The 14,341-nt window shown below is 40.4% G+C and carries 19 protein-coding genes; 2 read left to right on the top strand and 17 right to left on the bottom strand.

Annotated elements, in window-relative coordinates:
• Positions 1–64 precede the first annotated feature (64 nt).
• The 5 genes from QUG14_RS14265 to QUG14_RS14285 all read right to left on the bottom strand — a co-directional run bounded on the left by QUG14_RS14265 (position 65) and on the right by QUG14_RS14285 (position 2,787).
• Positions 65–631 (bottom strand): DJ-1/PfpI family protein, encoded by a 567-nt coding sequence (locus QUG14_RS14265; RefSeq protein WP_289341196.1) that lies wholly within the window; start codon positions 629–631, stop codon positions 65–67.
• Positions 632–633: 2 nt separating this feature from the next.
• On the bottom strand, positions 634–1,011 hold the full coding sequence (locus QUG14_RS14270; protein ID WP_289341197.1) for a cupin domain-containing protein: 378 nt from the start codon (positions 1,009–1,011) through the stop codon (positions 634–636).
• A 131-nt stretch (positions 1,012–1,142) separates the two neighbouring features.
• Complete coding sequence (locus QUG14_RS14275) at positions 1,143–1,496, bottom strand: DUF488 domain-containing protein (RefSeq protein WP_483310727.1); 354 nt, start codon at positions 1,494–1,496, stop codon at positions 1,143–1,145.
• 105 nt (positions 1,497–1,601) lie between these two features.
• Positions 1,602–1,832: an excisionase family DNA-binding protein gene (locus QUG14_RS14280; RefSeq protein ID WP_289341199.1), complete on the bottom strand. Its 231-nt coding sequence runs from the start codon at positions 1,830–1,832 to the stop codon at positions 1,602–1,604.
• 19 nt (positions 1,833–1,851) lie between these two features.
• Positions 1,852–2,787 carry a dipeptidase gene (locus QUG14_RS14285; RefSeq protein ID WP_289341200.1) on the bottom strand — a complete coding sequence of 312 codons (936 nt, stop codon included), beginning with the start codon at positions 2,785–2,787 and terminating at the stop codon, positions 1,852–1,854.
• Positions 2,788–2,994: 207 nt separating this feature from the next.
• Here QUG14_RS14285 and QUG14_RS14290 point away from each other — a divergent pair, with 207 nt between their 5' ends.
• Together QUG14_RS14290 and QUG14_RS14295 are read left to right on the top strand one after the other, a co-directional pair.
• Entirely contained in the window at positions 2,995–3,144 is a 150-nt protein-coding gene (locus QUG14_RS14290) for a hypothetical protein (protein WP_289341201.1), read from the top strand.
• 131 nt (positions 3,145–3,275) lie between these two features.
• Positions 3,276–3,911, top strand: coding sequence for an FMN-dependent NADH-azoreductase (locus QUG14_RS14295; RefSeq protein ID WP_289341202.1), 636 nt, complete (start codon positions 3,276–3,278; stop codon positions 3,909–3,911).
• A gap of 128 nt (positions 3,912–4,039) precedes the next feature.
• Here the strand turns inward: QUG14_RS14295 and QUG14_RS14300 are convergent, their stop codons facing one another.
• From QUG14_RS14300 to pucL, 12 genes are read right to left on the bottom strand one after another with little or no spacing between them, the layout of a single operon-like run.
• Positions 4,040–4,858, bottom strand: coding sequence for an urease accessory protein UreD (locus tag QUG14_RS14300; protein WP_289341203.1), 819 nt, complete (start codon positions 4,856–4,858; stop codon positions 4,040–4,042).
• Entirely contained in the window at positions 4,859–5,470 is a 612-nt protein-coding gene (gene ureG / locus QUG14_RS14305; protein WP_289341204.1) for an urease accessory protein UreG, read from the bottom strand. It abuts the gene before it with no gap.
• Between the two features lie 24 nt (positions 5,471–5,494).
• Positions 5,495–6,181: an urease accessory protein UreF gene (locus tag QUG14_RS14310; RefSeq protein ID WP_289341205.1), complete on the bottom strand. Its 687-nt coding sequence runs from the start codon at positions 6,179–6,181 to the stop codon at positions 5,495–5,497.
• On the bottom strand, positions 6,174–6,620 hold the full coding sequence (gene ureE / locus QUG14_RS14315; RefSeq protein ID WP_289341206.1) for an urease accessory protein UreE: 447 nt from the start codon (positions 6,618–6,620) through the stop codon (positions 6,174–6,176). The genes QUG14_RS14310 and ureE overlap by 8 nt, the downstream gene beginning before the upstream one ends.
• A gap of 13 nt (positions 6,621–6,633) precedes the next feature.
• Positions 6,634–8,346, bottom strand: coding sequence for an urease subunit alpha (gene ureC / locus QUG14_RS14320; protein WP_289341207.1), 1,713 nt, complete (start codon positions 8,344–8,346; stop codon positions 6,634–6,636).
• On the bottom strand, positions 8,343–8,672 hold the full coding sequence (locus QUG14_RS14325) for an urease subunit beta (RefSeq protein WP_289341208.1): 330 nt from the start codon (positions 8,670–8,672) through the stop codon (positions 8,343–8,345). The genes ureC and QUG14_RS14325 overlap by 4 nt, the downstream gene beginning before the upstream one ends.
• 33 nt (positions 8,673–8,705) lie before the next feature.
• The gene (locus QUG14_RS14330) at positions 8,706–9,008 is read right to left on the bottom strand and encodes an urease subunit gamma (protein ID WP_289341209.1); all 303 of its coding nucleotides are present in this window, start codon (positions 9,006–9,008) and stop codon (positions 8,706–8,708) included.
• Positions 9,005–10,252 (bottom strand): ArgE/DapE family deacylase, encoded by a 1,248-nt coding sequence (locus QUG14_RS14335; RefSeq protein ID WP_289341210.1) that lies wholly within the window; start codon positions 10,250–10,252, stop codon positions 9,005–9,007. The genes QUG14_RS14330 and QUG14_RS14335 overlap by 4 nt, the downstream gene beginning before the upstream one ends.
• A 12-nt stretch (positions 10,253–10,264) precedes the next feature.
• The gene (locus tag QUG14_RS14340) at positions 10,265–11,491 is read right to left on the bottom strand and encodes a M20 family metallo-hydrolase (RefSeq protein ID WP_289341211.1); all 1,227 of its coding nucleotides are present in this window, start codon (positions 11,489–11,491) and stop codon (positions 10,265–10,267) included.
• Positions 11,472–12,869, bottom strand: a complete 1,398-nt coding sequence (gene allB / locus QUG14_RS14345; protein ID WP_289341212.1) for an allantoinase AllB — start codon at positions 12,867–12,869, stop codon at positions 11,472–11,474. Before allB ends, QUG14_RS14340 begins: the two co-directional genes overlap by 20 nt.
• A gap of 8 nt (positions 12,870–12,877) precedes the next feature.
• A complete protein-coding gene (uraH, locus tag QUG14_RS14350; RefSeq protein ID WP_289341213.1) occupies positions 12,878–13,237 on the bottom strand; it encodes a hydroxyisourate hydrolase in 360 nt (119 codons plus the stop codon).
• Positions 13,238–14,188 (bottom strand): factor-independent urate hydroxylase, encoded by a 951-nt coding sequence (pucL, locus tag QUG14_RS14355; protein WP_289341214.1) that lies wholly within the window; start codon positions 14,186–14,188, stop codon positions 13,238–13,240.
• Positions 14,189–14,341 lie beyond the last annotated feature (153 nt).

Genomic DNA, 14,341 nt, shown 5'->3' on the forward strand with positions numbered 1-14,341 from the left:
AGTGGCACCTTCACTCATGTAGTATCAATAAGAATTAACTCCAGATTGGTATTCAGTTTGTTATTTAACCCAATGATGGGACACGAAAATATGCTAGGGGGTCTTTCAGATCCTCTGTAAAAACACCCGTATTTCTAAGGACTGCCTCTGCAAAATTTAAATAGTTTGACCCCGTCGATGTAATGACATTTTTATCAATAACAAGATGTTCTTTTACCTGATTTTTTGGAACTAATACATGACTGTATAAAGGATCGTCAGTGTCTATCGAAGCTGTATACTTTACTTCTTCTAGTATGCCTGCAGCACCTAAAATAGCAGGACCTCCACAAATTGCAGCAATTTGTTTCTTTTCTCTATAAAAATGCTGCACTATTTTCTTTAGGTTCGAGTTATCAAGAAGAGGGGCTGGGTTACCGCCAGGAATGATTAATACATCAAAATTTTCAGGATTCACTTGATCTATCGTTAAATGGGGAATGACCTGAAGTCCTGCACAAGACTGAATAGGTCTTATTTCATTTTCAACAGTAAAAGAATTTATCTGGTACTTTGAATCTATACAGGTTAATAAAATCATGACTTCAAAATCAGCAAACGTATCATAAGTTAATAAAAGTGCTTGTTTCATATTTACCGCTCTCCTTTTGAGTTCGGGATAATGGTTTGCATAAAGGATGAAGGATTTAGTTCTTCACTTTCAATGACAATAGCTGTTAAGCCTCTGGTTGTCTTCGTTTCGTGCCATTCGTCTTTTTCCCAAAACACAGCGTCTCCAGGCTGGACATTGAAATATTCTTCCTGATTAATACTTACCAAGCCTTCTCCACTTAATATTAACAATAGTTGAGGGCAAACTGCTTGGTGATAACCTATCAAGCCATTTTCTCCTAAATGCATACAACCTATTGAAGCAGCTTTGTTTGTTTGGATAATTCTCGACATAATAAAATCGGAATTAAACTTTGAAATGTTCTTACCACTTTCTTTATTAAAGTTAAAAAATTTCATATGATGTCGTACCTCCATAACTATCTATATCTCCTACATATTCAAGAAATTTATGAAATAATCCTTCAAAAAATAAAGTCATATAAATAAAAGAGGAACCCCATTTATCGCGGGACTCCTCTTCTATGCTTTTACTTCATCAATAATTCTGTTAACTCCTCTTGCAGCACAATTGCATGATTATATACAGGATCCTTGGCACCATAAAGGAGAGTAACTCGTCCCTTTGATGTCATTGTAATAATTTCATTTATTATCTTTTGTTTTTGTTCATCCGTACGCAATTCCTCTATGTACTTAACACGAAACTCCTCAAACAACTCAGGCTTGTGGCAAAACCATTTTCGAAGTTCTGGACTAGGAGCAACCTCCTTCTGCCAAGCCGTCAACTTAGCAGCCTCCTTCGAAATTCCACGCGGCCACAAACGGTCCACTAAAATACGAAAACCATCAGACTCATCACACGGCTCATAAACCCTCTTCAAGAAAAAATCCTCCACACGAACCCCACCATATTAAGCTTTTTGGGATAGTGTCCATCCCAGGTGGACACTGTCCACGGACGGTGACAGGCACCAAACTCATTATCTTTAGTCCTCATCCTTGATGTCGTGGTCTTCTGGGATGGGTTCACTTAGGATTTCTTCTACTAGGTGTTTGTATTTTTCGATTTGTTTTAGGTGGCTGTTGAATTGTTCTTTGTTGATGATCCACCCTTCTCCATCATGGATGGCGCGAATTTTTTTTTGTTTGATTAGGTCTTCTACTGTTGATTCTGGCATTGATAAATATTCTGCTGTTTCTTTAATTGTTAGATACATTTTATTTCTTTCATTCCTTTCATCCTGCCACTCCTGGACGGTGGTTAAGGAAGTTTTGGTAAGCGAAACCTCTTACCTCTTCCTCCTTAAAGTGCTTTAATAATTCATTAATAAGATTTTGTGTTTTTGAGGCGTCCTCTAAATCCTTGATAAACGTTGCTATTCCATCAAAATCCGAGCCTAATCCTATATGGTTCACACCACCTAATGTACAAAAGTGGTCGATATGCCTTATTAGGTCATTAATGGTCACCACACCTGCTTCTTTTACAAAGGGAGGATAATAAACAACATGAACCATCGCATTTCTTTTAAACATTGCTATCGCTTGTTCATCTGTTAAATTTCGAAGATGATTACAAACACTTCGAGAATTGGAATGGCTCGCGATTGGATATTTGGCTAACTCGATAACCTCCCAAATCCCCTTATCACTTAGGTGAGAAATATCTGTCAGGATTTGATGTTCATTATTAAACTGAACAATTTCTTTACCAAATAGCGTAAGACCGCCTCCCCGCGGTTCTCCTGCACCGTCTGCTGCTAAATTAGCATTATTCCATGTTAAACCAACAGACCGAACACCCAACTGATATAGGATGTGAAGTTTTGTTATATCGTTTCCAATGGCATCGACTCCCTCAAGGGTTAGCATCGCGCCTATTTGACCGATATTGATTTTTTCAAAATCTGACCAATCTTTAATATGGATCATATCAGGATTTTTGCCTAGTACTTCCTTATAAAAATAATCAATTTGTACAAGAGCCTCTTGAAATTTCTGGTCTGAGGGAATATCGGGCTCAATAAAAATTGCAAAACACTGCACCTTCACTTGCCCATTATGCAATCGAGATTTATTCGTCTGCAATTCCTTTGCATCAGCAAACTGCAGCGTGCCTTTCCCCTCAGAAAGTTTAAGTAATGCATCACAATGGAGGTCAATTAATTTCATGATGAGCCGACTCCTTTTTTTAAAAATTTTATCATAAATAACAGTGAAAGGTTAAATAAGGGATTCATATTAACCAAATTCTAGTATTGTTATAGTAATTAATTACCAGTAAAAACAACATTTAGAATATTAAAAATTACCTATTAAGAATAGTAAATAAATAGTAGAATTTATGTATAGACTATATTGATGGAGGTGAATTTACCTATGACAAATCAACCACTTCATTATGATGGAAGTATTCAATACAATGAAAGTTCCACTGCTAATTCTACAGTAAATGAGCCGTTTACATTAACGGACGAAGTGCGTGCAAACATTAGTGGAAACCCTTACTTCAGTGAAAATAATAACTAAAAAATAAAAGGAGTTTGCACAGAAGCAAATTCCTTTTATTTTTGGTCAATATCTGTTTTTATATCTGCATATACTTACATTCATTGCACAAACTAGAATGCAGCCTAGATACAGAAAGGATAGATACGGAAATGACAAAAGTATTGTACATTACAGCTCATCCTCATGATGATACTCAATCTTATAGTATGGCAGTAGGAAAAGCATTTATTGATACTTACAAAGAAGTGAATCCTGACCATGAAATTATTGATGTTGATCTTTACAGAGTGGATGTTCCACAAATCGATGTTGATGTCTTCAGTGGATGGGGAAAACTTCGATCCGGTACGGAATTTGAACAGCTATCAACGGAAGAAAAAGCAAAGGTTGGCAGACTATCTGAGATTTGTGAACAGTTTATTACTGCGGATAAATATATTTTTGTAACACCATTATGGAATTTTTCCTTCCCGCCTGTCATGAAAGCCTATTTAGATGCAGTCTCAGTTGCAGGAAAAACCTTCAGGTACACGGAAAAAGGTCCAATTGGTCTACTCACAGACAAGAAGGCTTTACATATTCAAGCCCGCGGAGGTATCTATTCAGAAGGACCTGCTGCAGCTATGGAGATGGGTCATCGGTATCTAGATATTATGATGCAGTTTTATGGAGTCCCATCCTTTGAAGGTTTATTTGTTGAGGGCCATAATGCAATGCCTGACAAAGCACAAGAAATCAAAGAAAATGCTATTGCACGTGCTAAAGACTTGGCACACACTTTTTAATGCCAAGAGAGCCAACACCTTACGTTGGCTCTTTTGTTTTTAGGACAATTTACTCTAATACTGTTTATAACCCTTTTTTATTTTACGTGCAGAGTTCACTTTTTAGATGCGAAACAGTTTGATATTCCTTAATATTTTCGTAGAAAGACTGGTTCTTTTCCAAATAATTTCCTTCTGATTAATTCATGTGAATCACTTAAAACATGTTCAATGGCTTGTGTGGAGTTTCCAAGGATTCTTAGTGACAATCCAGGAACCGCCAGCATGGAAATACCAATTCTCACTCCGTCATGAGGATCTAACACTTCATAAAGTTCTTCTAAAAATCCCATGTTCATTCGCTCGTCCATCACGATCATCGTCCCAAAGTGTGTATATCCCTCCATATAACCAAATCCTGTTATATCTTCATCAGGTTCTAGTTTGACATGATCGAATAAAACAATTTGCCTTTCCAAGTATACTTCCATCTTCGATTGTAGTAGATTATAGCGAAAAAGGGTGCCATCAGGTGCCCAACCTGGGGTAAATATGTCTGAACAAATAAGCGAAGCACCTTGCTCCATCCTAACGATCATCTTTTGTTTGAAACAGGACCCCTCATATGCGATAACCGGATCTGGCAGATATTCTAAGAGACTTCCCTTTTTCAAATGAATGTCCATCTCTTGAATAGCTGGCTTTGACCTAGTTTTATAAATCTTCGTAGAGGATTGCGTGGTTAACAAAACTTCCGCATCCTTTTCTAAAACAATAGAAATCTTATAAGAATCGCCGTCAATATAGCCCCCGCCAGGATTCATTAGGTACCCATACGCCTCTCCACTCGAAGTCAGATATACTGGCCTGGTTATTTTAAAAGCACCTTCTGAATAGGTTTCTTTAAAGATTGTTTTCTTATTTTTCTTCGCAGCTGATAATCTTAGGTATCCTGTTTGCTTTCCCACTTATCCCAATCCTACTAGTAATGCATTTTTCTTAAGCCACTCTACGACGAGATCTAGCCCAGTATCAGTTTTTAAATTGGTAAAGATATACGGCTTCTTCCCTCTTGCCGCCTTCGTATCTTCCTCCATGACCTCGAGGCTTGCCCCGACATATGGTGCTAAATCGATTTTGTTAATAATAAACAAGTCTGATTTAATCATCCCTTGTCCGCCTTTACGCGGAATTTTTTCCCCTTGAGCGACATCGATGATATAAATAGAAAAATCAACAAGCTCCGGACTAAAAGTCGCAGCCAGGTTATCACCCCCGCTTTCAACAAAAATGATTGAAAGGTCCGGATGATTTGTCTTTAATTCCTCAATGGCTGCAAAATTCATCGAGGCATCCTCACGTATGGCGGTATGAGGACAACCGCCAGTTTCAACCCCAATAATTCGATCTGCTGGAAGAACACTATTTTTTATCAAAAACTGCGCATCTTCTTTTGTATAAATGTCATTGGTCACAACGGCAATCTTAAATTCATCATTTAGGTATCTCGTTATTCGTTCGACCAGCATTGTCTTACCTGCCCCTACCGGTCCGCCAATTCCAATCCGTACTGGTTCCATCTTCTAACCCACTTTCTATTAATATTACGACATGAACAAACGGACATGCAGCTTTTCATGGCGCATTTGCGCAATTTCAATCCCTGGAGCAACTGCTCCAAAATCGTCTATATCTAAGGCTTCAATCCGCTTAACTGTCCCCAACAAAACTGGATGTATTTCAAGTAAAATCCGTTGCCCAGCAGTTTGACCAAGCGGAATTCCTCGAACGCCATTTTGGACAAGGGTAGTAATCGTTGAATATAAGAAGGTCAATATTGCTTGATTTCTATCAATCTTTAAAAAATCGCAAATAATCATAAAGGCAATTGCAGGGTGCCCAAAAGCTTCATTTCTTCGTATTTTTTTCAAATAGTCTACAAGTAAAGGAATGGAGTAAAGATCAATTCCTATCACGATCAGTCGTTCACCAATCCGACGATTTGCCTGGCGAGTTTCTAACGGCAAATTTTGTACAAATAATTTTCGATCAAGGTTCCAAATCTCATCAATTGCCTTTTTTTCTAATGCGTCAATGGTTAAAAGACAGGCTAACCCATCGGTATAGGCTAGTTGTTTTTCCAGATAAATCCGAATCCATTCAAAAAATGTTTCTTTATTATGGACACTTTCGTCCTGAATATAGGTTTCTAATCCAAAAGAATGAGAAAAAGCTCCCGATGGAAAATTCGAATCCCCTAATTGGAGTAAGCTTAAAAGCTGACTATTCATGACTGTGACCAATATGACGAAATGCCTTTTTTACTTTTCTTTCTTCCCTTGTATAAGGAATCTCTAATTGAACGAGCAGCTCCTCGACAAGATAATCGTATTGAACGAGCATTACCTCATCTTCAAACTGCGCTGGCAGATGGCGATTGCCCAACTGGTGTGCGATTTCACCCATTTGTTTTATGCTCGAAGGACGAAGAACAAGAAGGTCATCACTTGTTACACTTACGACGATCATATTTCTTTCGTCCATATATAGGATATCTCCATCAACCAAATCCTTCTGCTCCATTAAGCGGATTCCCATTTCTTTTCCATGATCTGTTGTCACGCGCTGTATTCGTTTTACTAATTCATCACTTGATAAATAAACTCTTTCTATATGCCTGCCAGCGGACGAGATGTTGTCCACGTTACCTATAATCTCAGTAATAATCATCGCTTTGCTCCTCCTAAAATAAGAAATAACGCTGTGCCATCGGCAATACTTCCGCTGGTTCACAGGTTACAAGTTCTCCATCTACGATAACCTCATACGTTTGCGGATCTACTTCAATTTTGGGCATTTCAGCATTGAGTTTCATATCCTTTTTTGTAAGTTGACGGGTCCCATGGGCGGGCTTGATTTGTTTTTTCAGCCCCAATTTTTCATGAACGCCAATATCAATCGCCGCTTTAGACAAGAAGGTAATACACGTGGAGTATTTTGCTTTACCAAAGGAGGCAAACATCGGACGGTATAAGACCGGTTGTGGCGTAGGGATTGAAGCGTTTGGGTCTCCCATCAAACTGTGAGCGATCATTCCGCCTTTAATGACAATCTCTGGCTTAACTCCAAAAAAGGCTGGATCCCAAATTACCAAATCAGCCAATTTCCCGACCTCAATGGAACCAACTTCTTCGGAAATCCCGTGGGTAATCGCTGGGTTAATCGTATACTTGGCGATATATCGCTTCACACGGAAGTTATCTCCTATACCTGTGTCCTCTGGTAATTTCCCTCTTTGCTTTCGCATTTTATCCGCGGTCTGCCAGGTCCGTGTAATCACTTCACCGACACGGCCCATCGCCTGCGAGTCTGAACTTATCATGCTGAATACGCCCATGTCATGGAGAATATCCTCAGCCGCAATCGTTTCTTTGCGGATTCGAGAATCAGCAAAAGCGATATCCTCTGGTACATCAGGGTCTAAATGATGACAAACCATTAGCATATCCAAATGTTCATCTAATGTATTTTTAGTATATGGACGGGTTGGATTGGTGGATGAAGGAAGGATATATGGATAACTGGCAACCTTTATAATATCAGGGGCATGTCCTCCGCCAGCCCCTTCCGTATGGTAGGTATGTATAACCCTGCCATTAATGGCAGCCAGCGTATCTTCCACAAATCCGCCTTCATTTAAGGTATCGGTATGGATGGCAACTTGGACATCATATTGATCAGCAACCCGTAAGCAGTGATCAATCGCTGAGGCGGTTGTCCCCCAGTCTTCATGGAGCTTTAGCCCAATGACACCGGCATTTACCTGCTCGATTAATGGCGCTTCAGAGGAGGAATTCCCCTTTCCTAAAAACCCAAGATTCATCGGGAACTCTTCTGCTGCTTCAAGCATCCGGTGAATATTCCACTCACCGGGAGTACAAGTTGTCGCATTTGTACCAGTAGCTGGACCAGTGCCGCCTCCAATCATAGTTGTAATCCCAGAGGATAGCGCTGTTTCAATTTGTTGAGGGCTAATGAAATGGATATGGGCATCGATACCTCCAGCCGTGACAAACATTCCTTCACCTGCAATGACCTCTGTTGAAGCCCCAATGACCATATCCACTCCATCCATAAGTAGTGGATTACCGCTTTTCCCAATTCCTGCAATCCTTCCATCTCGAATACCGATATCAGCCTTATAAATTCCAGTGTAATCAACAATAATGGCATTGGTGATGACCACATCAAGTGCCCCAGCCGCGCGTGTAGCAAGTGGGTGCTGCCCCATCCCGTCACGAATGACTTTACCGCCGCCAAATTTGACTTCATCCCCATAAACCGTATAATCTTTTTCTATTTCAATAAATAAATCGGTGTCCGCAAGGCGAATGGCATCGCCCATAGTGGGACCAAACATGTCTGCATATTGTTTTCTAGACATTTTGAAACTCATGCCTGGTCCCCCTTTTTCGTGTCCAATTGGCCATCGGTTTTATTGTTTAGACCATAAACTTCACGCTTACCCGCAAATGGAACTAGCTCTACCTCTTTTGCATCCCCCGGTTCAAAGCGGACAGCCGTGCCCGCCGGAATATTTAAGTGTTTTCCATATGCCCCCGGACGTTCAAAATGGAGTGAACCATTGACTTCAAAAAAATGAAAATGGGACCCTACTTGTATAGGCCGGTCCCCTTTATTTAGTACCAGCACCTTTGAAACTGGTCTTCCCTGATTACAGGCAATCGGCTCTTGCCTTAATACATATTCTCCAGGAATCATGCAAGTCTCCGCCTTTACTATTAAACTAGCATTTTACCGAATTGGTTCATGAACGGTTATAAGCTTTGTTCCATCCGGAAATGTGGCTTCTACCTGTATATCGCGAATCATTTCCGGTATTCCTTCCATCACGTCCTCAGTGGATAAAATCGATGTACCTTCACTCATCAATTGGGCAACGGTTTTTCCATCCCTAGCACCCTCCATAATTTCATAGGTAATCAGGGCAATCGCTTCAGGATAATTTAATTTCAATCCGCGTTCTTTTCTACGCCTTGCCAAGTCGGCAGCGACGACGATCATTAATTTTTCCTGCTCACGCTGGGTTAATTTCATGGTTTTCCTCCTGCTAATAAATCATAAAGGGTACAAGCGATGATTTTGGTAGCAGCCTGTAAATCAGAAAGTCGAATATTTTCATCTGCCCGGTGACCATTCGCCTCTTCTAACACTTTTGGTCCGACACCAAACATAATCGTAGGAATTCCTGCAGCATAGAAGTGGCGGGCATCTGTATAAAGCGGTACTCCGTGAACAGGTAACTCGCCTTCCTCTTTCAAAATCGACTGCCAGTTTGCAGCCAGGGCGCGAACTAATGGTGTATTTTCCGGAACTGGGCCAAAGCTTTTTGCGTGAAGAATTTTTCTTATCTCTATTTTTATCCCCGGAATGCCTGCCACTGCTTGATGAACGAGTTCTCTAAACTCAGTTTCTGCTTCAACAAAGTCCTCTTCGGGAATTAATCGTCTATCCACCCTAATCGTGCATTCATCAGGAACGACATTGGTGTTTATTCCACCCGAAATGATCCCTACATTCAATGTAGGAAAATCAATGCCTGGTATCGATGATTTTTTTTCAGCAAGTGTCTTTCGATAGTCATATAGCGCATTTACAATTTTTGATGTTGCCTCAATAGCGTCAATACCTGTATGCGGTAGGGCAGCATGTGCTGACTTTCCTGTTGTTTTGATTTCAAAATGCAAACAGCCATTATGAGCATTAACAGCAGAATAGGTGAATCCCGCAACGATGGCTTGATCAGGTTTAATATAGCCTTGGTCAATTAGCCACTTAGGACCTATTTCCCCACCTGTTTCTTCATCAAATGTAAATGCAAGATCTATCATCCCAGAAAGCTGTTCGTTGACCTGTTTTAATGCAAGCACCGCATAGGTATAAGCGGCAATATCAGACTTTGACACAGCCACCCCGCGTCCGTACATTTTTCCATCAATGACTTCTCCTTCATAAGGGTCGACACTCCATCCTAATCCAGGGGGAACAACATCTCCGTGTGCGTTTAACACAATATTTGTCCCTTCGCCAAAAACTGTGGGAGCAAGGACGTTAGCCATACTAATCATCCCATTTGCTTTTACACTTTCTTCGTCAACTTCGAGGAGACACACATTTTCAAATCCAAGTTCAGAAAGCTGTTTCTCTAAAACTCTGGCTATCGGTAAACAATCACCAGCTGGATTATCCGATGGAGTTTGCACTAGCTTTTTCAAAAAAGAGATTAGATCTTCTTCATGGTCCTGTATCCACTGGACAATCTTTGCTTTATCCTCATTCATAGTAATCACTCCTCAGTGGTTGTACGCTAATTGATGTAATAATTGTATAAGTACCTCCAGACCCTTTTCTAAGTCCTGTGTCGAAGTATACTCAAGTGGCGAATGACTAATACCGCCCTGACTAGGAACGAAAAGAATGGTCGTAGGGCAAATGCGGGCAAACAACTGGGCATCATGTCCCGCACCACTATTCATCCTATGAAAAGTAATAGAGTTACTGGTGCAAATACTTTGTATAATTTCGTTAAGGCTATGATCCATTTGGGCCGGCTGAACTTCATGCCACATCTCTACTTGGCTATCCAAATTCATTTTTTGGGCATGATCATGAAACTGCTCGGTAAATCGCTGACAAAAAGAGTGCAGAACCGATTCCTTTGGATGTCTCGCATCGACAGTAAACTGAACATGATTAGGTATTACATTGGGAACATTAGGTTCTACAAATAGCTGGCCAACACTTGTTACAAGATCCTCATCGTATTCCTTTACACTCTCGTATAAATCATGAATCATGTTTACCGCCCCGTGGAGAGCATCTTGTCTCCATTTCATTGAAGTTGTACCTACATGGTTAGATTCACCACTCACGGTAACTCGAAACCGTTTTTGACCGACAATCGCTTTGACAATACCAATTGATTTTTCTACTTTTTCAAGTGTGGGTCCCTGTTCGATATGTAGTTCAATAAAAGTTTGTATATCTTTCCGGACCCTATATTCAGTAAGTCCAAATCCGGCAGCCATCATAGCTGTCTCAAAGCTGATGCCCTCCGAATCCTTGATATTATTAATATCTTTATATGAATAAATCCCCGTCATCATACCTGAACCCCAGAGAGCAACTGGAAAGCGACTTCCTTCCTCTTCGCAAAATGAAACCACCTCGAGGTTTATAGATGGCTCCCCATACTGCTTTTTCAAATGTAGTAATGCTAGAACTCCAGCGATAATTCCATAAGCACCATCATATTTTCCGCCTGATTTAACGGTGTCAACATGTGAGCCAATAAGGATGGTCGGTGCATTAAGATTAGGAGAAGGAAGTCTTCCAAATAAGTTGCCGATAGCATCATAATATGTTAACAGCCCCACTTCCTCCATCCAACCCTTTAAGGCCTGCTGTGCTTCCTTCCAAGGTTGTGAATAAAGTGTTCGCGTTACGCCTCCCTCTGGCTCACCCCCAAAAGAGGCCAGCCATTCTATTGCCTCATTAAGATTAGTGGGGAATTGAGCCATATGCATCCTCCCTTGGCTGTGTATATTGACCATACTTTTCTTCGGTTACTCCGGTTTGATTGTCATAAATTACTTTTCCGCGTAAAATTGTTTTCTTTATTTTTAACAAAAAGGTTCTATTTTCATAGGGGGAATATGAATTTCGGAACGCAATGGATTGTTTGTCTACTTTGGTTTCTTCATCCAATGAAATCAAAACGAAATCTGCATCCAATCCGGGTTGAATTCTCCCTTTATTCCTTGATAGTCGAAACCGATTTGCTACATTTTCAGTCCCTAACGGAAGTATTTTTTTAAGTGGAATTTTCCTTTTCAGTGCCTCATCTAATAATGCAAGCCAGGTAAATTGCACACCCTGAATTCCACCCCATGTATCCCAAATAGAGTCCGTGTCTTTCATCGTATAAAGACACGGTGAATGGTCTGAACCAATGGTATCAATCCAGCCGTTAGCTATACATTCCCACAGCCCCTCTACCTCTTTTCGTGGACGGAGCGGAGGTGCACATTTAAGGATAGCTCCTTTTCGAAGAAAATCCTCTTCATCAAATAGTAAATAATGAGGACAAGTTTCTACTGTAACGTTAACCCCGCTTTTCTTTGCTCGGTGAATTTGTCCAACTACTTTTGGTGAACTGATATGAACGAAATGGATAGCCGTACCATATTTTGCTGCTAACTCTAGTGCAAAGTTGACAGCCCGTTCTTCTGCAGAAATTGGCCTGCTTGCAAGAAAAGCGTTTCTCTCATTCATATCTTTTTGATTCTTATAAAAGGTTGTAAGACTATTAATCTCTTCTAACCATTCCGCATGAAGAGCAAGGATTTTATTTTGTTCTCTGGCAATCTTCATAGCCAGTTCTAATTGTTCTGGTGAGACAAATGGAAAATCATCAATGCCGCTCTCTGACATAAACGCCTTCCATGCAATAACCCCCTCAGACATATGGGCTAGTTCTGCGTTATTGTGTACATTATTTCCAGTCATACCTCCCCATAGTGCATAATCAATATAAGATTTTGATTTTAAAAAGTCTCTCTTATGGTGTAAAATTTCTACGTTTGTCACGGACGGAGAACAATTCAGCGGCATATCAAAAATCGTTGTCGTACCACCAATGGCTGCTGCTCTGCTGCCGGTTTCGATTCCTTCCCAATCCGTCCGGCCGGGGTCGTTAAAATGAACATGTGCATCAATAAAACCTGGAACTACTAGGTAACCACTAGCGTCTATGGAATGGGACTCGTTTTCTTTTGGTGGTTCGAGTTCGCTGTCATATAGAGCCTCTATTATCCCATTTTTAATTTTTATACTTGCAAACCGAAAACCTTCACCTGTAAAAACATATCCATTTTTCACCCAAAGTTCTGTTTTCATTTTCCCTCCTAGCTCCCTCTGTAGGTACTGTATCCTCCTGGTGATATCAAAAGCGGTACATGATAGTGGGAATCAGGGTCAGAAATCCCAAATCGAACAGGAACACAATCTAGGAACGAGGGATTTTCAGCGGAAGTTCCGCGATTTCGGTAATAGTCACCCACATGGAAATAAAGTTCGTAGATTCCTTTTTTCATATTTTCCCCTTCTAGTAGAGGGTGGTTTAATCTGCCATCCTCATTTGTATAGGAAATTCTGATGGATTCTATCTCTTTATTGGGACCATAACGTACTAACTCCACTAACACACCACTAGCTGGCTTCCCGATACTTATGTCTAGGACATGTGTAGTCAATCTTCCTGTCATTTAGGTGATTTCCCTTTTCGATTCTAAGTCTTCATGGGTCATCGAAAAACATTGAAAACCATATGGAGGGCGAGGTTCAGTAAATACTTGCCCTTCTTTTGAGGCAGGAATTTCATCTAAGATCGTTTCCCAAGTCCGATTATTTGATTCAAAGCGAACTTCTGCCAACTGTGGAAAGCGTTCTAGGATTCTAGTTCCAATTCGGTAAATGAGATTTTGAATGGAAGGTGAGTTTTCTTCATGAAAGACCGTATAAGCAATATCTCTAACCTGCTCTGCTGCTACGTATCCATTGGACGTATTTCCTCTAGCATCCTCGAGATCCTTATAACGCCAATCTATATTCAGGAAGATAAACAGCGGACGGTCAAAGGATTCCGGCAATGTTGTATATTCATCCTTTACATAACCGTAAAACGAGCTGCCCTTTACCTTTATCAACTTAAGACCCTTCAAACTGCTAATGTGATTGGTAGTGGTGATTTCATCTTTTTCACGCTTTACTTCAATCGAAGCACCAGCCTGTTCATTTAATGAGTAGCGAAAGACAAGCGGACTCGGTTCGAAGGTGCCATTTGCAGGGACAGGAAGATCTTCAAAGGAAATTTGTTCGCCTGAGATATTGATTCCCGTCATATGTGAGTAGGTCTCCAGAAAGCGATGAGCAACAAATTCAAGGAATCCTTCCTGGGTGGCGCCTTGGTAATCTCCCGCATGCTTGAGGATGAAGTTTTTCATTGAATCTGTTGCGACAACCAATGTGTTATCACCATTTTTAAATGAGGGGAAAAATGCTTCACCTTCAACGGCGACTTTTACATTCATCCCAAAAAGAATGTTTTTTCGGCCAGTGAATGTGGATTCTGGAATGGATTGAACTCCAGTTAACGGCTTTGCGTAGGTTCGATAAACCCAAACATCCGCTTTCCCATAGCTCATCGTTCTTTTCATTTTTGAAGCCTCCTTATCTATTTAGAAGTCTTTTCAAATGGATGGTAAGCAAGATTCATAGAGACCGCTTTTTTGAATTTCCTTAAATTGCGGTCACTTATAGCCTTCCTAAGTGACCACTTTTTCGACTTTTCTTTAATTTCTGTCACTTAT

This window comes from Neobacillus sp. CF12 (genome assembly GCF_030348765.1).
GTDB lineage: Bacteria > Bacillota > Bacilli > Bacillales > Cytobacillaceae > Neobacillus.

Coding starts and splice junctions, on each gene's coding strand:
- QUG14_RS14265 (WP_289341196.1), bottom strand. CDS start 631: ATGAAACAAGCACTTTTATTAACTTATGATACGTTTGCTGATTTTGAA.
- QUG14_RS14270 (WP_289341197.1), bottom strand. CDS start 1,011: ATGAAATTTTTTAACTTTAATAAAGAAAGTGGTAAGAACATTTCAAAG.
- QUG14_RS14280 (WP_289341199.1), bottom strand. CDS start 1,832: ATGTATCTAACAATTAAAGAAACAGCAGAATATTTATCAATGCCAGAA.
- QUG14_RS14285 (WP_289341200.1), bottom strand. CDS start 2,787: ATGAAATTAATTGACCTCCATTGTGATGCATTACTTAAACTTTCTGAG.
- QUG14_RS14290 (WP_289341201.1), top strand. CDS start 2,995: ATGACAAATCAACCACTTCATTATGATGGAAGTATTCAATACAATGAA.
- QUG14_RS14295 (WP_289341202.1), top strand. CDS start 3,276: ATGACAAAAGTATTGTACATTACAGCTCATCCTCATGATGATACTCAA.
- ureG (WP_289341204.1), bottom strand. CDS start 5,470: ATGGAACCAGTACGGATTGGAATTGGCGGACCGGTAGGGGCAGGTAAG.
- QUG14_RS14310 (WP_289341205.1), bottom strand. CDS start 6,181: ATGAATAGTCAGCTTTTAAGCTTACTCCAATTAGGGGATTCGAATTTT.
- ureE (WP_289341206.1), bottom strand. CDS start 6,620: ATGATTATTACTGAGATTATAGGTAACGTGGACAACATCTCGTCCGCT.
- ureC (WP_289341207.1), bottom strand. CDS start 8,346: ATGAGTTTCAAAATGTCTAGAAAACAATATGCAGACATGTTTGGTCCC.
- QUG14_RS14325 (WP_289341208.1), bottom strand. CDS start 8,672: ATGATTCCTGGAGAATATGTATTAAGGCAAGAGCCGATTGCCTGTAAT.
- QUG14_RS14330 (WP_289341209.1), bottom strand. CDS start 9,008: ATGAAATTAACCCAGCGTGAGCAGGAAAAATTAATGATCGTCGTCGCT.
- QUG14_RS14335 (WP_289341210.1), bottom strand. CDS start 10,252: ATGAATGAGGATAAAGCAAAGATTGTCCAGTGGATACAGGACCATGAA.
- QUG14_RS14340 (WP_289341211.1), bottom strand. CDS start 11,491: ATGGCTCAATTCCCCACTAATCTTAATGAGGCAATAGAATGGCTGGCC.
- allB (WP_289341212.1), bottom strand. CDS start 12,869: ATGAAAACAGAACTTTGGGTGAAAAATGGATATGTTTTTACAGGTGAA.
- uraH (WP_289341213.1), bottom strand. CDS start 13,237: ATGACAGGAAGATTGACTACACATGTCCTAGACATAAGTATCGGGAAG.
- pucL (WP_289341214.1), bottom strand. CDS start 14,188: ATGAAAAGAACGATGAGCTATGGGAAAGCGGATGTTTGGGTTTATCGA.